Source organism: Terriglobia bacterium, assembly GCA_020073085.1.
GTDB lineage: Bacteria > Acidobacteriota > Terriglobia > JAIQFV01 > JAIQFV01 > JAIQFV01.
In genome coordinates this window covers 150,354-169,854 of sequence record JAIQFV010000004.1, presented here as the reverse complement: position 1 = coordinate 169,854, position 19,501 = coordinate 150,354, and the positions used below count along the sequence as shown (strand labels likewise).

Genomic DNA, 19,501 nt, shown 5'->3' with positions numbered 1-19,501 from the left:
CCTCGCCCTCAGGTGGAAGCAAAGCTTGACGGGCGGTGGGCAGTAGGCTAAAATTAAGAATTTATTATCTCACGTTAGGGGCGACTATAGCACCCAATCCATGTCGATCGAACAGATTACAGTCCATGGCGCAAGGCAGCACAATCTCAAGAACATTGATGTCACGATCCCGCGCCACACCTTTACCGTAATCACGGGCCTCAGCGGTTCCGGCAAATCGTCACTGGCCTTCGACACGATTTATGCGGAGGGGCAGCGGCGTTACGTGGAATCGCTGTCGACCTATGCGCGGCAGTTCCTGGACCAGATGGAGCGGCCCGACGTCGACTCGATCGAAGGGCTCTCGCCTTCCATCTCGATCGAACAAAAGACCTCTTCCCGATCCCCCCGTTCGACGGTGGGCACGATTACGGAAATCTACGACTATCTTCGCGTCCTTTATGCGACGGTTGGCGTGCCTCACTGTCCCCAGTGCGGCCGGAAGATCTCGCGCCAATCCAGCGACCAGATCGTCAACACCATTCTGTCACACCCGCCCGACGAACGCGTCATGATTCTTGCCCCCATTGTGCGGGGACGCAAAGGGGAATTCAAGAAACAACTCGAATCCCTCAACAAGAGCGGGTTTGTGAGGGCCCGCATCGATGGCGTCCTCCGGAATCTGGATGAACCGATCCATCTGGACAAGAAGAAGAATCACACGGTCGAGATCGTCGTGGATCGGCTGCTCATCAAGCCGGAAATCAAACAGCGATTAAGGGCGTCCATTGAAACGGCCATGCGAATGACGTCAGGAATCACCCAGGTAGCGATTGTCAATGGCGAGGAGCACCTGTATTCCGAGAAGCTCGCGTGTGTCGAGTGCAGTTTGAACCTGCCTCAGCTCGAACCCCGCTCCTTCTCTTTCAACAGCATCTACGGAGCGTGTGAAACCTGCAACGGGCTGGGTTCCATATTCGACTTTGACCCATCCAAGGTCATTGGCGATTGGTCCAAACCTTTGTTTGGCGGGGGACTGTCCTCCTGGGCCGAAAACCGCGCCCTTGAAGAGGGCTACCATGAGATCCTCAAGGAAAGAGAACTCCCCCTGGAGGTCCCCTTTGGAGAATTGCCTGAAAAGATCCAATCCGTCGTACTTTATGGAGAGAGCAAGAGCAACGGAGGGCATGGGGCGAATGGAAGCAAATCCGCGGGCCGCCGCAAGGCAAACGCCCGGAAGCTGTTCCCGGGGCTTATTCCCCAACTGCGGGAATCGCTCGGCAATGGCGCCTCCGAATGGCTGATGCCATACATGTCTTCGATCCCCTGCAGCGACTGCAAGGGACAGCGGCTGAAACGGGAGAGTCTCGCTGTCAAAGTCGGGGGATATTCCATCGCCGAATTCACCTCGCTCCCCACGGGCCGGGCGCGCGACGTGATCGGCAGTCTGGAACTGACGGAGCGCGAAGAAAAGATCGCCTCCGGGCTGTTGAAGGAAGTCCGTGACCGTCTCGAATTTCTCTCGGCGGTCGGTCTGGATTATCTGAGCCTCGATCGCAGCGCAGCGACTCTTTCGGGGGGCGAAGGCCAGCGGATTCGCCTGGCGTCCCAGATCGGCTCGAAGCTCCGCGGGGTCCTCTACGTGCTCGATGAGCCCTCCATCGGGCTTCATCCGCGCGATAACCTCCGGCTCATCTCAACGCTCAAGCAACTCCGCGACCTGGGCAATACCGTGCTGGTCGTCGAGCACGATGAAGAAACCATCCGTCATGCCGACCATGTCATCGATCTCGGCCCCGGGGCGGGCACGCACGGGGGTTACCTGGTTGCTGCCGGGGGCCCCGAGGATATTGCAAGAAATGACCGCTCCCTCACCGGTCAATACCTCGCCGGTAAACAGCAGATCCCTTTGCCGGACAGCCACCGAAGACCCAACGGCAAGGCGATCAAGATCTTCGGGGCTCGTCACCACAACCTGAAGAATATCGACGTCGAGTTCCCACTGGGATTAATGATTGTGGTGACGGGAGTTTCGGGCGCCGGCAAATCGACCCTTGTGAACGATATCCTCTACAAGACCCTCGCAAAGATGTTGTATCGATCGATCGAAGAACCGGGTGCGAGCCGGATGATCCAAGGGCTGGAACATATCGATAAGGTGATCCGAATCGATGCTTCTCCTATCGGACGGACCCCGCGCTCCAACCCGGCCACATATACCGGACTGTTTGCTCCCATCCGCCAGTTGTATGCGATGTTGCCGGAGTCCCGCGAGCGGGGTTACAAGGCCGGCCGGTTCAGCTTCAACGTGAAGGGCGGCCGCTGCGAGGCGTGCCAGGGAGATGGGTTGCGGCGGATCGAAATGAACTTTCTGCCGGACGTTTTTGTCACCTGCGATGTCTGCCGCGGCCAGCGCTATAACAGCGAAACCCTCGCTGTAAAATTCAAGGGACTTTCCATTTCCAAGTTGCTGAGCACCACGGTGGCCGATGCCCTGCCCCAGCTCGAGAACATTCCGCAGGTCGCCCAGAAACTGCAAACGCTGAACGACGTGGGTCTCGGTTATCTGGAACTCGGACAGTCGGCGACCACGCTTTCGGGTGGAGAGGCCCAGCGCATCAAGCTCGCAAAAGAGCTTTCACGCCGACAGACTGGCCGGACTCTATACCTTCTGGATGAGCCGACGACAGGCCTCCATTTCGACGATGTCAGGAAGCTCCTGGCCGTCCTCAACCGCTTGACAGACCTGGGAAACACCGTCATCATCGTCGAGCATCATCTGGACGTCATTAAAACTGCCGATTGGGTCATTGACCTGGGGCCGGAGGGAGGCGAGGCAGGAGGGCGCGTGGTGGCCGCGGGAACTCCGGAACATATTGGCCGTATTCAAAAGTCGTATACCGGTCGAGCGCTGGCAGCATTTTTCTCCAACGGCTCCATGAGGAAGGCGGCGGAGACACCCCCCGATTTCAACTCCGACGCCTGCGGACAAAAGACTCCCGCTTAATCCCAGAGCGGTCTGAAGGCGGATGGAATGCCGCGAGGATTCCACCTCCCCGGATAGTTTTTTTCCTATGAGTTATCAGCAATTCATTCAACAGTCGGTGGCTGAAGGCCTCTCGCTCCAACAGGAATTCTTCCTTGCGCACGCTCACCGGATCGAGGAAGTGGCGCTCGAAATGGCGGAACGGTTGCGACGGGGGAAGAAGCTTCTTGTATTCGGGAATGGAGGGAGCGCCGCCGATGCCCAGCACATGGCTTCCGAGCTGGTCGGCCGATTCTCCAACGACTCCCGCCGACAGACCGCCCTCTCCGCGTTTGCCCTCTCCACAGACACTTCCATCCTGACGTCGGTCAGCAACGATTTTGGCTTTGAATGGGCGTTTGCGCGCCAAATTGCTGCCCATGGCCAGGAGGGCGATGTGGCCGTTGCGATTTCAACCAGCGGCAATTCCCCCAACGTGCTCAAGGCGGTTGAAGAGGCCAAGGCGCGCCGCCTCCTGACGATCGCGCTTTCCGGGAGGGACGGGGGCAAGCTGGCGGGACGGGTGGACGCGTGTTTTACAGTGCAATCGAACTGCACAGCGCGCATTCAGGAAGTTCATGGGCTGCTCATTCATCTGCTGTGTGAGATTGTAGATCAAGAAATGATCCGAACGGAGCGCGAGGCCATCCAACCCTCTGGAACGATCTCCTCATGAACATAACCGAAACAGGGTTTGCCGTGGAGTTCATTGCGATGCAGCCCGGGAAACCCGATTGAGTCTTTAGACGCCATGCCTATTGATTTTTCCAAGGTTCGCACTTATCCGCTGGCTCGCCGTAAGAGCAAGGTCACGGTCCGTGACTTTGCTCGAGTGGCCGCCCGGCCAAACGGCATCCCCCAATTCCTGGATTCTCTGCCCAACATCCTCGCCGCAAAGGAATTCCGGGAGGTGGTTGATGCGTGCCACCGCGCCCGAAAACAGGCCAGACCCATCATCTGGGCGATGGGAGGACATGTCATCAAGTGCGGACTGTCGCCGCTGATGATCGATTTGATGAATCGGGGATACGTTCAACACCTGGCACTGAATGGGGCCGGCCTGATCCATGACTTCGAAATCGCCCTGGTCGGATCCACCAGTGAGGATGTCGAGGCGTCGATCGGCAGTGGCGCGTTTGGCATGGCGCGTGAAACGGGCGAGTGGATTAACGCGGCCATCAATCGCTATGTTTTGACCGGCAGCGGGCTCGCGGCCGCCGTTGGCAGAGGCCTGGCCGAAGGGTTCGGGATGGGGGGGAGCTCAAAGTCGATTCCGGCTGCCCGTTCGAATCCGAAATCCGCAATCCGAAATCCAAAATATCTCAAGCACTCTCTCCTGGCGGCGGCTTTCCGTTTGGGAATCCCGGCGACCATCCATCTCGCCGTCGGGACTGACATCATCCACAACCATCCTTCAACCAACGGTCGCATGCTGGGAGAGGGGGCGATGCGTGATTACCGGACCTTCGTGTCGAGCGTGGCTTCACTGAATAAGGGGGGGGTTTTTTTGAACTTTGGCTCTGCCGTCCTGATGCCGGAAGTGTTCCTTAAAGCGGTGAGCCTGATCCGGAACCTGGGGCTCCCTCTCCGGGGATTCACGACGGCCAACTTTGACTTCATCCAACACTATCGCGGGGTCCAGAACATCGTCCGACGACCGACCCAGAATGGGGCAGGCCGCGGCTATTCCATTACAGGGCATCACGAGTTGATGCTTCCACTCCTGGTGGCCGCCCTCGTTGCTTGAGCCCTGAAGAGCGATTCTGCAGGCGACGGAAGCCGGGCGAGAGACCCGGGCCCGTGGCTCCTTTGAATTGAACTGATAGAATAAAGATATCCATTTTCATGTCCGAAGAACCGTTTTCCTCAAACCCCGCTTCCCCTCCGTCTCGTGAAACGCCCCCCGAGCCTGGAGACCCGCTGCATATTCCGGAGGAACCGGCGGCCAAACCCGCATTCTGGACGGGTTGGGACGCCTTGGTCCTGCTGGCACTTTTTATTGCCGGGACATTGTTTGCGACGCTGCTTTGCCAGATGGGTTACCTCGCCTTAGAGGGGCTGTACCACTGGCCGCCCTTGAAGCCCCGGGAGCTAGGGACCAACCCTTACATCGCTCTGATCGCCCAGCTCCTGGTCTACATCCTGCTCCTCACCTTCCTGTATTTCCTGATCACGCGAAAATACGAGCTGGATTTCCTTCATTCTCTGAGGCTCTTGAAACTTCCTTCGGGCGTGATGCGGAGTTTTGGGCTGCTCGGCCTCCTGCTCGCCGTGATGGTCATGATCCTCTCTTCACTTTTCCCCTCAACGAAAGAAACACCGCTCGAAAAAATCCTCAGCCAGGGTCATGCCATTTATTATTTTGCAGCCTTCGCAATCCTCATTGCGCCGTTCACTGAAGAGTTGATCTTTCGCGGATTTTTGTATCCGATCTTCGAAAATCGCGGGGGCCCGTCAGTCGCCGTGGTTGTGACCGCGCTGATCTTCTCAGGCCTTCACGTCTTTCAACTCTGGGGGAGCTGGCCCGCCATCGGGCTTATTGTGCTTGTCGGTTTTGTGCTCTCCCTGACCCGTGCCGTGACCGGATTGCTGACTCCATGCTGGATCATCCACTTTGTTTACAACACCACGCTGGTGATGGCGGTCGTGGTCGCCAAGGCGATGGCGCACAGTCCCCAGGCACTCCGATGAAAGTTCAAACCCAAGCCCCGCACGCCAAGATATACACGCTGGAGCAGTTCCTTCCTCTGCGGAAGCAACTTTCGGAATCCGGATTGAGCCTGGTTTTTACGAACGGCTGCTTTGACCTTCTGCATCCCGGCCATGCGGACTATCTCGAGAAGGCACGCGCTCTGGGCGACCGGCTGCTGGTGGCCATCAACAGCGACGAGAGCGTGAGCGCGCTGAAGGGGGATGCGCGGCCGATCATCCCGCAAGAAGAGCGGGCTGAGATACTGGGGGCCCTGGAATGCGTGGATTTCGTCATAATCTTTCCGGAGCCGACGCCCCGCGAAATCATTCAGGCCCTTCTCCCGGACGTCTTGGTGAAGGGGAGCGATTGGGCGCCCGATGAGATCGTGGGCCGGTCCGAAGTGGAAGCGGCCGGTGGCCATGTGGTCTCTATCGAATTTCTTCCGGGGTTCTCGACCACGGCAATCCTGGAAACAATCTCCCGGAATTATGGCAAAAAGTAAACTCGAGGGCGTCCGATCTGGTCGCTCTTCCCGAAAACGCCCACGGGCATTAAACGGGTGTACGACTGAGATTCAATGACTCGTTTTGAGGATTTGTTCGGCGCAATCGAAGCCGATTCGGGTTTCGACTCGCTGCTGGCGCGTTTCCGGGCAGCCGAGGTGTGCACGTGTGTGCTCGAGGGCCTTACCGACGGCCTCAAGGCGCCCGTTCTGGCGGCCATGGCGGCCCGGTTGAAACGGCCCATCGTGATCGTCAGCGCCCAGGAAAAAGCTCTCGAAGATTTCGCGGCCTCCATTGATTTTTACTTCAGGCAACGCACCGAGCGGAAGGCGACTCACGCCGTGGCTTTGCCGGCTTATGATTGCGGGCCTTACGACCATCTCTCCCCCCATTCGGAAATTGCTGAACAGCGTGCCCTGGCATTGGCGAAGATCCAAACCGGCACAGCACACTTCACGGTAACCTCTCCAGCCGTATTGCTGTCACGATGGCCAACCCCCGATTTTTTCAGCGGGCTTTCAAGAAACCTATACAAGGACCAAGCCCTTGAAATCGAGGAGCTTCGCACCTGGCTCGTTTCAAGCGGTTATTATGCCGTCGAGCCGGTGAGCGGAGTGGGGGAGTTTTCGATCCGCGGCGGTATCCTTGATGTCTTTTCGCCTTCAGAACCCCAGCCGCTGCGCCTTGAATTTTGTGGTGATAACATCGAATCGATCCGCCAGTTCAGTGTGGAGACGCAGCGCTCCCTGCGGACGCTGGATTCTCTCAACCTGATGGCCGTCCGTGATGTCCCCGTGACGTCGGACCTGCTCAAACGCTGGGCCGATGCCGCAGAAGAAAGGATTTCCCCGGAGGGTCGCGGGATCTGGGAGGATAAGATCCAGGCGGCCCAACTGGGCGAACCGTTCGCGGGCATTGAATTTCAACTCCCGATTCTTCTGCCCTATCAGCACACCCTGCTCTCTTATTTCCAGAATCCCATCCTTGTTCTCGACGAGCCAGGGGAGATCGAAGATCAATGGAATGCGCTGTGGCGAAAGACGGAGAGCGAGTTTAATGAGAAGAGCCCGACATTTGACGCGCTGGTCCGGCCCGAAGAGCTTCTCATCCCGGCGGCTGACGCAGGATCGGTATTTGCCTCGACGGCGCAACTGCGCCTGAGCACGCTCGCACTGTCGGACGCGACCGCAGCGGAGCCGCCTTTTTTCATGGGCTCCCAGCCCGTTCGAAAGTTCCACAGCCGCTTCAGCCAGTTCATTGCCGAGGCTGCCAGCTTGGAGTCACGCCACTTTCAAATGGCGGCCATCGTCCGCACCCGCGCCAAGGCCGAAATCCTTAAAGATGTTTTTCGAGAATACCTGCATCACCCCCCCTCCTCTCGTGACCACGGTTCCGTCGAGGGGCGGGCGGCGGACCTCTCGACGGCCCCCCCTCTCGCATTGACCACCCCGATTCCCGTCTTCATCGGAGAAGTGAACACGGGATTTCTATTGCCGGAGCAGCGTCTGGCTTTGTTTGGCGATTTGGACATCTTCGAAGCGGTGGAGTATCGCGCCGCACCTCGCCCCTCCCGCCCCCGGCGAACGGCATTCATTTCCGATTTCAGCGACTTGAAAATCGGGGACCTGATGGTCCACGTGGATCATGGCATCGGGAAATTCATGGGGATCAAATCTCTGGAACTCCGGGAAGCCACCGAAGAATTCATGGTGTTGCAGTATCAGGACGATGCCAAGCTTTATCTTCCCCTGGAGCGGTTGGACCTGGTTCAAAAGTATTCAGGAGCAGGTGGAGCCTTGCCGCCTCTGGATAAGTTGGGCGGGGCCACGTGGCAACGCACCAAGTCCAAGGCCAAGCGGCGCATTCGAGACCTCGCCGAGGATCTCCTCAAGCTTTATGCGGAACGGAAGATCCAGCCCGGGATAGCTTACTCGGCCGACTCCGAATGGATGCGAGAATTTGAAGCCGCCTTTGAATTTACGGAAACGCCGGACCAGGCGCAAACGATTGAGGAGGTCAAACGGGACATGGAGCGGCCCTCGCCGATGGATCGCCTGGTGTGCGGGGATGTCGGGTACGGTAAAACCGAGGTCGCCATGCGGGCCGCCTTGAAAGCCGTGGTGGACCACAAGCAGGTGGCAGTCCTGACCCCCACCACAGTTCTCGCCTATCAGCACTTTGTCACCTTTCGGAACCGCTTCGAACCCTTCCCGGTCTCCATCGAAATGCTCAGCCGCTTCCGCGACCGGAAAGAGCAGAAGAAGATTCTGGAGCAAGTGGCCGCGGGAAAGATTGACATCGTGATTGGCACCCACCGCCTGCTTTCCAAAGATGTCGAATTCCTGGACCTCGGATTGGTCATCGTGGACGAAGAGCAACGCTTTGGCGTCGCACACAAGGAAAGACTCAAGCAAATCACAAAGTCCATCGATTGTCTCACTCTGACCGCAACGCCGATCCCCCGGACCCTGCAAATGTCGCTGATGGGGGTTCGCGATATGAGCGTCATCGAAACCCCTCCCAAGGATCGATTGACCATTAATACGGTAGTGACCAAATTCGATCCCAAGCTGATCCAGACCGCGCTGGAGCACGAGTTGGACCGCGGCGGCCAAGCCTATTTCGTCCACAATCGGGTCGAGTCCATATACTCCGTGGCTGCCCTGGTGAAACGCCATATCCCCCGCGCCCGGGTGGCGGTGGCCCATGGACAAATGAGCGAGCATGACCTGGAACAAGTGATGCTGAAATTCATGGGTCACGAGTACGACGTTCTGGTGGCCACTACCCTCATCGAAAACGGGCTCGATATCCCGCTGGTGAACACGCTCATTGTCAATCGGGCCGACCGGTTTGGACTCGCCCAAATGTACCAATTACGCGGGCGAGTCGGTCGCTCCAACCGGCGGGCGTATGCCTACCTGCTGGTCCCCCCTGACCAGGGGCTGTCGCCCATCGCCCGGCGTCGGCTCAATGCGCTTAAGGAATTCAGTGATCTGGGTTCGGGTTTCCGGATCGCCGCTCTGGATCTGGAACTTCGAGGCGCCGGCACACTGCTGGGGCATCGACAGCACGGGTACATCAACTCCATCGGATTCGAAACCTATTGCCAGCTCCTCGAAAGGACCGTTCAGGAGCTGAAAGGCGAAGAGGTGCCTCCGGAAATCCGTACCACAATCAATCTCCTCGTGGACATCAAGATTCCCCCCACCTATATCACCGACGAAAACCTGCGCCTGGTGACTTACAAGCGCGTGTCCAACATCCGTTCGGATGCGGAGGCGGTGCGCATCCGCGAGGAGTTAATTGACCGATTCGGGGCGCTGCCGGAGTCCGTTCGGAATTTGCTCACTTATGCGCAACTGAAGTCGCTGGCAGAATCAATGCAGGTCAAGTCCATCGATCGGGACCGGGCTACTGTGTATATGCAGTTTCACGATCATCCGCCGAGCTCCCCGGAGGCGCTGGTCGCTCTCGTGGAGCGGGACCCGCGGGTTCAGATCTCTCCCAACGGCCGGATTAAAATCCAAATGGAAAAAACAATGCCGTCCTACATTTTGGGGCGCACGCGTGAAGTCCTGCACGAACTCATGAGTCCCGTTGGAGTTCACTGAATGGCTCCTCACCTCCGCATCCGTCCTCTCGAAATTATGGTGCTTGCCCTGGGAATGGCAATTGCCGGGGGTTGCCGAGCGCCCTCAGCCGGGCCTTCGGGGGGCGATAATCGAGACCCCAATCGAACCCTCGCCCGGATTGGAAATGAAGACTTCAGCGCCGCCCAATTCGAGGTCTACCTCCAGGAGAGGTTTCCCGAATCCACGAGTCCCCTTCCCCGGAATGACGGGGTGCTGAGTGGGCTTCTTGACCGTGCCATTGACGAACGGCTGCTGCTTCAAGCCGCCCGGCACCGTCAGGTGACGGCATCAGACCAGGATGTTCAGGAGTTCCTCGCCAACAGCGCCCTCGTGCCCGGCTCAAATCAGGACAAGACCCTGCACACCGGGAATGAACGACGATTCGAGCAGGCCCGGGATAACCTGATCATTAATCGTTATCTTCAGTCGATGGGTCCCCTCCGCTCCAATCCCTCCCTCAGCGAAGAAAAGAAATATTATGAGTCTCATCTGGGATTCTTCCAGGAACCCGAGCGTTACCACGTCGCTGAAATCCTTGTAAAAGACGAACCCTTGGCCCGCGCCATCGAGGGAATGTTGGCCAAGAAGAAGTCATTCGAATCGCTCGCCCGCAAATACTCCAGGAATGAACTCGCTTCCAAGGGGGGTGATCTGGGTTGGTTCGGTCGGGGCGAACTGCCCGAACAACTGGAAAAAGTGGTGATGGGCTTGAAGCCGGAGCAGCACTCGGGAGTGGTCCAAACCGACTTCGGCTTCCACATCTTCAAATTGAAGGCGATCCGGCCGGGACGTGTCGTCCCCTTTGGAGAATCTCGACAGAGAATTCAAACCCTGCTCGCCAGCGAGCGCCGAAAAGAAGCATTGGCCCAGGAGATTGCCCGCCTGCGAACAGCCACGGCCATCGTGATTCAGTTTCAGAATCTCGGCTTCAAATACAGCCCCGAAAGGGGAGGGGGATAAGAAGGCAAATTCCAAAATCCAAATTCCAAACAAAACCCAAAATCCAAACGCCTCCATATCGAATTTAGTAAGGGAAAACCAGCCTCTTTGCACCCGGCCGCTTGATCTGCTGAGGAGGAACAACCAGTGTTCGTGGCATGAAGATTGTTTTGGAATTGATTTTCGGAATTTGTTTGGACTTTGGATTTTGGAATTTAGGTCTTCAGCGTTTCGGTCCAACCACCACGACGGTCGCAGCCTCCGGGTGAAGATAGGTGGTCGCCACCCGGGAAAGGTCGTCGATCGTCACGGCGTTGATCAACTCGGGATATTTCTCCACATAGTCAAAGCCCAGCCCGTAGCGTTCCGCGAGAATCATGAAGTGTGCGATTTGAGAATTAGTCTGAAACTGGAACACGAAACTTCCGGTCAGATACTGCTTGGCGTCGCGGAGTTCATCCGGCGCCACGGGCTGTTCTACAACCTTCCGGATCTCCCCGAAAATTCCCTCGATCGCCCGTTGCCGGTTTTCGGGGGAGGTCCCGATGTAGGCCACGAAGCGCCCGGGGTCAAGTCCGGAGGATTGAGTGATATTGGCAAAGGTGGAGTAGGCCAGTCCTTGCTCATCCCGCAGCCGCTTCGGAATGCGCGACGTGAACCCCGGGGCACTCCCCAGAATCACATCCAGGACATTCAATGGATAATAATCCGGATTGGAGCGTCGAATCCCTAGATGACCGATATAGATATTGACTTGCTCTTTATCCATCGGGACAAATTCTTCAATCGACGTTGCCTGCCGCTCAACCCCGGGGATCTCGGGGACGGGGGATGCGATTGCTGTCCAGGATCCAAAGATTTTCTCTAATTTGGGCATGATGACTTCGCTTTCAAAGTCACCCACGACGGAAACCGAGCAATGGCCCGGGACAAAAAATCTCCGGTGGAAGTCCACGATCTGGTCCCGATCAATTCTTGCTACAGAGGCCTCGTAACCCACGGAGGGTCGATGCAGGGGGTGGGTCCCGTATATCAATTCATTAAATTTCCAGTCGAGCACGGTCCGGGGCCGATCCTGTGCGCTTCGGATTTCCGAGATGGTTTTTTCTCTTTCGTGGGTCACGCGATCGACTTCAAAGGCAGGTTGCAGGAGCACGTCGGCACAGAGCTCCATGCCCAGGTCAAAATCCCGGGAAAGCGTCGAAGCGGAAACCACGGCGCCTTCCGTCCCCGTGCCCGAGTCCATCGAGCCCCCGACCGACTCGATGGTGAGCGCAATCTCCTCCGCGCTCCGGGAGGTGGTACCCTCGGTCAACAACCGCCCCGTCAAGGACGCGAGCCCGGCGACTTCGTCGGTTTCGAGGCGGGACCCTGCCAGCAGCGACACCTCGATCGATATGGTTGAGGTGTTGTGCCGCTCGCAAACAAGCAGGGTCAACCCGTTCGGAAGAATCTTCTTGATGATGTCTGAGGTGTTAAAGGCCAAAGGTCTTTTGTCAACTGAGGATGGGGTCATGGGCCGTAATCCGAGCTCTCCTCGCACCGTGTCTCATCCCTCTCACAAGCATGGACACAGGGCCTCTTCCAAAATGTTGATCCGGGAAGTCGCGCCCAACACAAGTTCGACCCCTCAGGCGCCCGTCGTCTTCTGTTTTATTTTTTGAATCGCAGCCAGCCGACCGTGCGATTATCCATTCCCAGATATTTCTGTGCCGCACCCCGCACCTCTTCAGCGGTCACGGCGCGAATCCGGTCCACATACGTATCCAAATGTTCGTAGCCGATGATCGCTTCGGCATAGCCCATTTGAATGGCTTCATTCAGGGTCCTCTCCCGGCCGAACTCAAAGTGGGCTTCAATCATGTTCTTCGTCTTCTCCAACTCATTTTGCGTCAGGAGTTCCTCCTGCAACCGGGAGGCCTCTTCGCTGATCGCGGCCTCCACCCCGTCGAGGGTCTTCTCGGGAACCACCTCAGCCCGAACCTCAAGAAGGGTCGGATCGACCGACTCGGAGAATTCCACGGAGACACTTACGGCCGACCGTTCGCGTTCGATCATTCTCTGATAAAGACGGGAGGACCTGCCTCCTGAGAGGGTGAGCGCGGCCAGTCGCAGCGCATACCCCTCGGCCTCGGACACGCTCGGCGCATGATAGGCCATATGAATTCGTTCGATCTGTGACGGACGCTTCAGGGTGACCCGTTTCTCACCTTGCTGCGGCGGCTCGGTGATCTTCACCGGCGGAATATCGGCCCCCCGGGGGATCACACCAAAGGTGGATTCGACCGTTCTCAGAACGCGGTCCGTCGCAAACCCTCCCACCAGGACCAGGATGGCATTGTTGGGATGATAGAACCGACGGTAGTAGGCCTCCATTTCCTGGCGTGATGACTTGGCCAGATCTTCGATCCATCCCACCACGGGATGCCGATAGGGATGGACCTTGAACGCGGTCGCCCGAACCTCCTGGCCCAACGCGCCCCAGGGCGAATCCAGATTGATTTTCAATTCCTCGATGACCACTTGCTTCTCATGCTCAAATTCTTCCGGAAAGAACTGAGTGTCGACCATCCGCTGGGCCTCGATGTCGAGCGCCACATCAAACCGGTCTGCGGAAAAGTCAAAGTAATAAGCGGTGCAATCTTCGCTGGTGAAGGCATTGTTGGCGCCGCCGTTCACGAGCGTGGTGTGATCGATCGATCCCTTGGGGTACTTGGTGGTCCCCTTGAACAGCATGTGCTCGAGGAAATGCGACTTGCCCGTTTGTCCTGCCTCTTCGTTGCGCGAACCGACGCGATAAAAAACGATTGTCGAGACGACGGGGGATTGTGGAACTTCCTTGGTCAACACCGTCAGTCCGTTGGGCAGAACGGTTCTGACGATGGGCCGGCGCTGCAACGAGGCGGCGGACGAACTGGTGTCTGTCGTTCGCTCAGTCATGACAGGTCTCATAGGGGTCGGAAAAATCCGATTGAAATCGAAAACCGGGAATTTGTCAAACTGAATTCCGATCCCGGCGATAAGATTTGTAGAGGCGACAGGCCGAATCAGCCTTAGAGGAGGGTTTCGTCGATTATCCCGGTGTCCGGAGTCGATGGCGCAGAAGGGGAGGAGACGGCAGGGCCCTGGCGGCAGAATTCAGCAACTGAATCTCGTGAACCATTGAAAAAAATACGGGCCAGATTATCGATGGCCGCCTCCGCCACCGACTCCCGCGAATGAACGGCCGAATAAAAAAAGGCTTTCCCGGACTTGCGCTGTTTGAGCATTCCTTTCTTCTCCAGGCGGGAAAGAACCGTCATGATGGTGGTGTAGGCTCGGTTGTGCTCAGGTTGATAGCGCTGCCGCACCTGGGCCACGCTGGCTTCCCCCAAGTCCCAAACGATCTTCATTAATTCCAATTCTTGAACCGTAAGGAACATCGCGTGCTCGCGGTGGCGTCGGTCCTTGGTCGGCCTAGGAGTCAGTTTCTGGTGGATCGGGGCGGGTTCAGCCACGGTGTTGGGTATTGTCCAGACCGGCCCACGCAGGAACAACGTTCATGGGGCTTAAGGTTTGTTTTTGACGCTCTCGGGCCCGACGGCCGGTGCCACCGTTTCGGTGAGCTTCGGGCTCCGATTGGGAGACGTCTCGGAAGCCGGCGGCCTCCGGGGACCTCGAAAGATCGGCCGTTGAAGAATCTGGCTGTAACTCGTCCACTCCCCTTCGAGACTGCTGTCGCGCTCGATCATCCACTGCATCGCCTGAATCTTGGAGTCCAGATCGTCCAGTTTGTGAAGAATCAGTGCCTCCACCGTCATGGGGAGCTTGGGAGAACCGAATTCATATTCGCCGTGGTGACTGATAATGAGATGGGCGAGCATGGTCTTGAGTTCCGCCGGAAAATCGGGATGGCGGGCGATGACACCGTTGATCATCTCCAGTTCCAGAACCATGTGTCCCAGCAGTTGCCCCTTGGTCGAATAGCCAAAGCCCCGCTCATAGGACAGTTCGTAGATTTTTCCAATATCGTGAAGGATGGCGCCGGCCAACAGCAGGTCGAGGTTGATGTTCTGATAATTTTGACCCACAAGGCGCGCCAATCGGCAGAGCGAAACGATATGCTCCAACAATCCACCCAGGTAGGCATGGTGCATGCTCTTGGCCGCGGGCGCCCGCTTCAATCGACACATCACATCACTGTCCAGGAGCAACTCCTGCATGACTGCCTGGAGCGGTTGTTGGGTGAAGCCGGCCACCACGTCCAACAGCTCCGCATACATCTGCTCGACGTCCTTCGAGGTCGAGGGAAAGAAATCCATGAAGTCGACTTCATGGTCCTCCACGCGTCGCAGCTTATGCAGCGTCATCTGCGGCTTGTTACGGTAGATCTGGACCAGGCCCTTCGCTTTGATGAAATGATCTTTGTCGAAGAGCGGATCGAATTCCTCCACGTTATCCCACATTTTCGCGTCGAGATCGCCCGTCTTGTCCGAGAGAACAAGAGAGAGGTAGGGCTCACCGGACTTCTTGGAACGCAGCTCTTTGGCGCGGACCAGAAAGGTCTCCGTAATGACAGAATTGGCTTCGAAGTCCCGGATGAATTTTTGTTTCATAGTCTCGCGGCAGAAACTGATCGGCGGTTGTTCCTACTCCGGATTGATGACGCGGTACCATTCGGCGGACCCGTGGGGGTCCGGCGAATTGGAGCGACGGGTCAGCACCTTTACCGGCAGATCAAGCACCTCGACCATCTGCCGCCGGTCTCCACGCAGGATAAGTATGCGATCCCCCACTGTGACGGCCCGTCCCGGCTTGGCCACTTGCTCATTCACCCGGATCGCTCCCCGCTCGCACAACCATTTGGACAAGGTACGACGCCGGATCAAGCCACTCCACTTGAGGAACAAATCCAAACGCAGACGCGGAGGACCGGGGTTCGATGAATCATCTTCTTTCACGCCGCCCCTCTAAGTTCAATCCGAATCGGGGCCACCCGTCGTCCCCAGGTCGAAATGCGTATCGGTGTTAATTCGACTTGGCCTCCGATTTGACTTCGGAAGACACCGCCCCGGTATCCACATAGCCCGATTTGACTTCCAGAAAGGATTCCTGCCGCAGCTGGCCGAGATACTCCCGCAACTCCGGGGCGAGCTGTTGCATGTAGAGGATATTGGTAATCTGGTCATTGACTTTGTCGACCGTCGGGATCCCGGAATCATGCTTGTCTTCCATCTTAATAATCTTATATCCAAATTTTGTGAGGATCGGGTCGCTCACCTGATTTCGCTTCATGGCGAAAACTACGTCGGCGATCTCCTTGAGGAGCAAGTTGCGCTGAATGAAATCCTGCTCACCTCCCTCTTTCGCCGTCGGCCCATCCGAATACTTCTTGGCGAGGTCGGCAAAGTCCTCCCCCTTTTTCGCACGAGCCACAAGATCGGCCGCTTTTTTGGCCGCTTCCTTGACCTGGGCATCCTCTTTGCCCTCAGTGGAAATCAGGATCTCGCGAAACCTCACTTCTTCCGGGCGCTCAAATTCCTTCTTGTGAGCCTCGTAAAACTTGTTAATTTCCTCCTGGGTGATCTGAATCCGCCGTCCGACTTCCTGCCGAATTACGGCCTGAGTGAACAAGCCATTCCGAATGTTGCTCTTGAAATCTTCATAGTTGAGTCCCTGCCGGGTCACTTCACGCTCCAGATCGTCGAGCGTTTTCAGGTGGTTTTCCTCCCGGTACCGGTCGAGCGTCTTGACGAGTTCCGTGTCCACCCCGATCCCCAGTTCCTTGGCCTTCTGGATGAGAAGGAGCTGGTCGATGAGATCGCGCAGCACATTCTTCTCTTTGGCCGCTATCTCGCGCTCCAGGTCCGCGGCAAAAAACTGCTGTCCCAGTTCCTGACGCAGCTGTTGTTTGCTCTTTTCGAAGTCCGACCGGGTGATGATATCGTCATTCACTCGCGCCACGATTTCTTCCAATACCTTCTGGTCAGCCCGGCTCGCGACACCGGCCACAAAGAACAGGCAGATTGCCATGACTACAGACTTTTTCATGCGTTCACTTCCTCACGAGGACTCTTTGGGTTTGATGTCTCAAATCCAGCCAGCATTATACGCACTGGAAAAGGGATGTCAATTCCGTGAGCCCGTGGCGAAAGAGAGGGATCAGTCATGATATCGTTGAATAATGCGGGATATTTCTGTTTTCGCCGGGGTGGGAGATTCGATCCGTTTGAGGCGGGTCCATGTGCGCAGTGGCGCTTCCAAAAGTAATTTCCTTGTCCCCACCGTCGAAAGGGGGCGAGCCGGGCGTTGCGGGCCCGTCTACTCTTCTTTAAGCAATTCAGCCTGCGATCAGCGGTGCCGGGTCACAGAATTTCGATGGAAGGATTTTTCGGCGGTTTCAAGGAAACCCTTGAATTGCGCGTAGAGGGGAAAGTCCTGCAGGTCGGATTGAAACCAGGTGTAGCCCATCATGTTAGCAAAGCAGGCAACCACGCTGGTCAGGAGGTGAGAGGGACCCCACTGAGAGTTCAGGGAATGCATTTCCATGCGCCTCCCCGTCATCCATTCGAGCAGTATCGACATATCGGGCGTCATGGCGGAAGTCGTTTCAGGCCCCAGGGAGAAGACTACGTTTGCTGGAGCGAGCCTAAGTTACACCAGGGAAGGATCCCGGTGTGTGTCGCCGGTCACATTGTCTCCGTCACGACTGCAGCCGGGGAGGAACCCCCCTGCTCTCCATCCGAGGTCCTCTCCACTCCCTTGTGGTACACTAAGCGCTCCCGACCAAGGAGAACCTGTGGAATACGAACCCGTCATCGGATTGGAAGTCCATGCGCAATTGCTGACCCGGACGAAGTGCTTTTGCGCCTGTTCGACGGAGTTTGGGGCTCCCCCGAACTCAAACACCTGCCCCGTCTGCCTGGGGTTGCCCGGGGCCTTGCCCGTGCTGAACCGCGAGGTCGTGCGACTGGCAGTTCGCGCTGCCCTCGCACTCGGCTGTCACATCAATCGAATCTCGCAATTTGCGCGGAAGAACTATTTTTATCCCGACCTCCCCAAGGGGTACCAAATCTCCCAATACGACAGGCCCATTTCAGAACACGGGGCGATTACCATCCAGCTGAACGGCACAGCCAAGCGGGTCGGAATCACCCGTTTGCACATTGAGGAGGATGCGGGCAAATCCCTCCATGACGGATTCCCGGACAGCGCCGAGAAAAGTTACATCGACCTCAACCGCAGCGGGGTCCCCCTGGTGGAAATCGTCTCGGAACCGGATCTCCGTTCGACCGCCGAAGCTTATGCCTATCTCTCCAAATTGAAGGCCATCCTCGAGACGACCGAAGTGTGCAACTGCGACATGGAAAAAGGGAACCTGCGTTGTGATGCCAATGTTTCGGTGAGACCCGTGGGCGCCTCTCAATTCGGAACGCGCACCGAACTCAAGAACCTGAATTCCTTTCGTTTCCTGCAAAAGGCGATGGAATATGAGATACGCCGTCAGGTGGAAATCCTGGAATCGGGCGGCCAGATCGTGCAGGAGACGCGACTGTGGAACGCAGACGAAGGAAAGAGTTATTCGATGCGCAGCAAGGAAGAGGCTCACGACTACCGGTACTTTCCAGAACCTGATCTTTTGCCCCTGGTGGTTGAAGAGTCCTTTGTCGAAGACACCCGGAAGACGATGCCGGAACTTCCGGATGCCAAAAGAGGCCGTTTGATTGAACAGTATGGCCTCCCCGAGGTCGACGCGGACTGGCTGGCGTCTTCAAGAGCTTTTGCTGAATTCTTTGAGGAGACCGTCCGGCTTTGCAGAAAGCCAAAGCCGGTGCTCAACTGGTTGAAGGGGGATTTGACGGCAGCTCTCAACAACTCCAGCCTCGACCTTCACGACAGCAGGATCTCTCCCGCTCACATCGCCGAGTTGGTCGATTTGATTGAGGGGGGAACCATCTCCGGAAAAATTGGAAAGATCGTCTTTGAGGAAATGTTCGCGACGGGGAAGTGGCCCCGCATGATCGTCGATGAGAAGAATCTCATTCAGATCAGCGACGTGATCGCCCTGGAGAAGATCGCGCGGGATGTGGCTGCTTCGTCCCCGGAAAATGTCGCCAAATACCGGAGCGGCAAGACGGGGAACCTGGCGTGGTTCGTCGGCCAAGTCATGAAGGCGACCCAGGGTCAAGCAAACCCACAGATGGTGAACGAGGTCGTGAAAAAGGTTCTGGAGGAACCCTAAGCGACCGCGCAGAGAGTCCCACACTTAGGGCGGTCCCCCGCGGCGGATCGCCCTACCGGTCCATCAAGGGACGATCTGGAAAACCCGCAGTAACCCAAAGCCCAAAAACAAGACGAGACACCCCGGCCAAAAGTTCTTGCGCACCGACGCCGGAAACACCCGGCCCCCGAAATCCCAACCTCCGAGTTGCAGGATCCCGCCCACCAAAGCCCCGGACAGAACGAGAAACACGAGTGGACTGAGGGCGTTGAAATGAAACGCCTCCCTCCAGCAGCCCTTTGCCAATTGGGACAGAGCACGGGTCATGCCACAGAACGGGCAGGGTCTGCCCGTGAGCCAGTGAAAACCGCACATCGTGAACTTCGGCTGCAGTGGCACGTCGTAAAATCGGAGGGACAGGAGTGCCAGACCAGCGACAACAACCTGCCATACCGCTCCTGCCCGATCTCCGCCAGCCCTGCGCAAAGTCATTTTGGCATAAGTAAGCATGGTCTCCACGAGCCCAAG

The 19,501-nt window shown here is 57.2% G+C and carries 16 protein-coding genes; 8 read left to right on the top strand and 8 right to left on the bottom strand.

What is annotated here, in order from left to right; translation table 11 throughout:
• Positions 1 to 100 precede the first annotated feature (100 nt).
• From uvrA to LAO21_06495, 7 genes are all read left to right on the top strand, one after another.
• Positions 101 to 2,986, top strand: coding sequence for an excinuclease ABC subunit UvrA (gene uvrA, locus LAO21_06525; GenBank protein MBZ5552358.1), 2,886 nt, complete (start codon positions 101 to 103; stop codon positions 2,984 to 2,986).
• A gap of 67 nt (positions 2,987 to 3,053) precedes the next feature.
• Positions 3,054 to 3,680, top strand: a complete 627-nt coding sequence (locus tag LAO21_06520; GenBank protein MBZ5552357.1) for an SIS domain-containing protein — start codon at positions 3,054 to 3,056, stop codon at positions 3,678 to 3,680.
• A gap of 75 nt (positions 3,681 to 3,755) precedes the next feature.
• Positions 3,756 to 4,751: a hypothetical protein gene (locus LAO21_06515; GenBank protein ID MBZ5552356.1), complete on the top strand. Its 996-nt coding sequence runs from the start codon at positions 3,756 to 3,758 to the stop codon at positions 4,749 to 4,751.
• Positions 4,752 to 4,849: 98 nt separating this feature from the next.
• On the top strand, positions 4,850 to 5,695 hold the full coding sequence (locus tag LAO21_06510; protein MBZ5552355.1) for a CPBP family intramembrane metalloprotease: 846 nt from the start codon (positions 4,850 to 4,852) through the stop codon (positions 5,693 to 5,695).
• A complete protein-coding gene (gene rfaE2 / locus LAO21_06505; protein ID MBZ5552354.1) occupies positions 5,692 to 6,198 on the top strand; it encodes a D-glycero-beta-D-manno-heptose 1-phosphate adenylyltransferase in 507 nt (168 codons plus the stop codon). The genes LAO21_06510 and rfaE2 overlap by 4 nt, the downstream gene beginning before the upstream one ends.
• A 75-nt stretch (positions 6,199 to 6,273) precedes the next feature.
• Entirely contained in the window at positions 6,274 to 9,813 is a 3,540-nt protein-coding gene (gene mfd / locus LAO21_06500) for a transcription-repair coupling factor (GenBank protein MBZ5552353.1), read from the top strand.
• Positions 9,814 to 10,794, top strand: a complete 981-nt coding sequence (locus LAO21_06495; protein ID MBZ5552352.1) for a peptidylprolyl isomerase — start codon at positions 9,814 to 9,816, stop codon at positions 10,792 to 10,794.
• Positions 10,795 to 10,996: 202 nt separating this feature from the next.
• On the opposite strand, the gene LAO21_06490 is transcribed toward LAO21_06495, so the two are convergent.
• From LAO21_06490 to LAO21_06460, 7 genes are all read right to left on the bottom strand, one after another.
• The gene (locus LAO21_06490; protein MBZ5552351.1) at positions 10,997 to 12,289 is read right to left on the bottom strand and encodes an insulinase family protein; all 1,293 of its coding nucleotides are present in this window, start codon (positions 12,287 to 12,289) and stop codon (positions 10,997 to 10,999) included.
• Positions 12,290 to 12,426: 137 nt separating this feature from the next.
• Positions 12,427 to 13,713: an insulinase family protein gene (locus tag LAO21_06485; GenBank protein MBZ5552350.1), complete on the bottom strand. Its 1,287-nt coding sequence runs from the start codon at positions 13,711 to 13,713 to the stop codon at positions 12,427 to 12,429.
• A gap of 113 nt (positions 13,714 to 13,826) precedes the next feature.
• Positions 13,827 to 14,165: a BlaI/MecI/CopY family transcriptional regulator gene (locus LAO21_06480; GenBank protein MBZ5552349.1), complete on the bottom strand. Its 339-nt coding sequence runs from the start codon at positions 14,163 to 14,165 to the stop codon at positions 13,827 to 13,829.
• Positions 14,166 to 14,321: 156 nt separating this feature from the next.
• A complete protein-coding gene (locus tag LAO21_06475) occupies positions 14,322 to 15,368 on the bottom strand; it encodes an HD domain-containing protein (GenBank protein MBZ5552348.1) in 1,047 nt (348 codons plus the stop codon).
• 33 nt (positions 15,369 to 15,401) lie between these two features.
• Entirely contained in the window at positions 15,402 to 15,674 is a 273-nt protein-coding gene (locus LAO21_06470) for an RNA-binding S4 domain-containing protein (GenBank protein ID MBZ5552347.1), read from the bottom strand.
• 106 nt (positions 15,675 to 15,780) lie between these two features.
• Positions 15,781 to 16,803 carry a peptidylprolyl isomerase gene (locus tag LAO21_06465; GenBank protein ID MBZ5552346.1) on the bottom strand — a complete coding sequence of 341 codons (1,023 nt, stop codon included), beginning with the start codon at positions 16,801 to 16,803 and terminating at the stop codon, positions 15,781 to 15,783.
• Positions 16,804 to 17,103: 300 nt separating this feature from the next.
• The gene (locus tag LAO21_06460) at positions 17,104 to 17,295 is read right to left on the bottom strand and encodes a hypothetical protein (protein MBZ5552345.1); all 192 of its coding nucleotides are present in this window, start codon (positions 17,293 to 17,295) and stop codon (positions 17,104 to 17,106) included.
• A gap of 52 nt (positions 17,296 to 17,347) precedes the next feature.
• Here LAO21_06460 and gatB point away from each other — a divergent pair, with 52 nt between their 5' ends.
• The gene (gatB, locus tag LAO21_06455; protein MBZ5552344.1) at positions 17,348 to 18,994 is read left to right on the top strand and encodes an Asp-tRNA(Asn)/Glu-tRNA(Gln) amidotransferase subunit GatB; all 1,647 of its coding nucleotides are present in this window, start codon (positions 17,348 to 17,350) and stop codon (positions 18,992 to 18,994) included.
• A 63-nt stretch (positions 18,995 to 19,057) separates the two neighbouring features.
• On the opposite strand, the gene LAO21_06450 is transcribed toward gatB, so the two are convergent.
• Positions 19,058 to 19,492, bottom strand: a complete 435-nt coding sequence (locus tag LAO21_06450) for a DUF2752 domain-containing protein (protein MBZ5552343.1) — start codon at positions 19,490 to 19,492, stop codon at positions 19,058 to 19,060.
• Positions 19,493 to 19,501: the final 9 nt, after the last annotated feature.

Excerpts from the sequence above, each read along its gene's own strand:
- LAO21_06485 (MBZ5552350.1), bottom strand. The coding sequence starts at position 13,713 with ATGACTGAGCGAACGACAGACACCAGTTCGTCCGCCGCCTCGTTGCAG.
- LAO21_06520 (MBZ5552357.1), top strand. The coding sequence starts at position 3,054 with ATGAGTTATCAGCAATTCATTCAACAGTCGGTGGCTGAAGGCCTCTCG.
- LAO21_06480 (MBZ5552349.1), bottom strand. The coding sequence starts at position 14,165 with ATGAAGATCGTTTGGGACTTGGGGGAAGCCAGCGTGGCCCAGGTGCGG.
- LAO21_06495 (MBZ5552352.1), top strand. The coding sequence starts at position 9,814 with ATGGCTCCTCACCTCCGCATCCGTCCTCTCGAAATTATGGTGCTTGCC.
- LAO21_06510 (MBZ5552355.1), top strand. The coding sequence starts at position 4,850 with ATGTCCGAAGAACCGTTTTCCTCAAACCCCGCTTCCCCTCCGTCTCGT.
- LAO21_06465 (MBZ5552346.1), bottom strand. The coding sequence starts at position 16,803 with ATGAAAAAGTCTGTAGTCATGGCAATCTGCCTGTTCTTTGTGGCCGGT.
- mfd (MBZ5552353.1), top strand. The coding sequence starts at position 6,274 with ATGACTCGTTTTGAGGATTTGTTCGGCGCAATCGAAGCCGATTCGGGT.
- LAO21_06460 (MBZ5552345.1), bottom strand. The coding sequence starts at position 17,295 with ATGCATTCCCTGAACTCTCAGTGGGGTCCCTCTCACCTCCTGACCAGC.
- rfaE2 (MBZ5552354.1), top strand. The coding sequence starts at position 5,692 with ATGAAAGTTCAAACCCAAGCCCCGCACGCCAAGATATACACGCTGGAG.
- LAO21_06475 (MBZ5552348.1), bottom strand. The coding sequence starts at position 15,368 with ATGAAACAAAAATTCATCCGGGACTTCGAAGCCAATTCTGTCATTACG.
- uvrA (MBZ5552358.1), top strand. The coding sequence starts at position 101 with ATGTCGATCGAACAGATTACAGTCCATGGCGCAAGGCAGCACAATCTC.
- gatB (MBZ5552344.1), top strand. The coding sequence starts at position 17,348 with ATGGCGGAAGTCGTTTCAGGCCCCAGGGAGAAGACTACGTTTGCTGGA.
- LAO21_06515 (MBZ5552356.1), top strand. The coding sequence starts at position 3,756 with ATGCCTATTGATTTTTCCAAGGTTCGCACTTATCCGCTGGCTCGCCGT.
- LAO21_06490 (MBZ5552351.1), bottom strand. The coding sequence starts at position 12,289 with ATGACCCCATCCTCAGTTGACAAAAGACCTTTGGCCTTTAACACCTCA.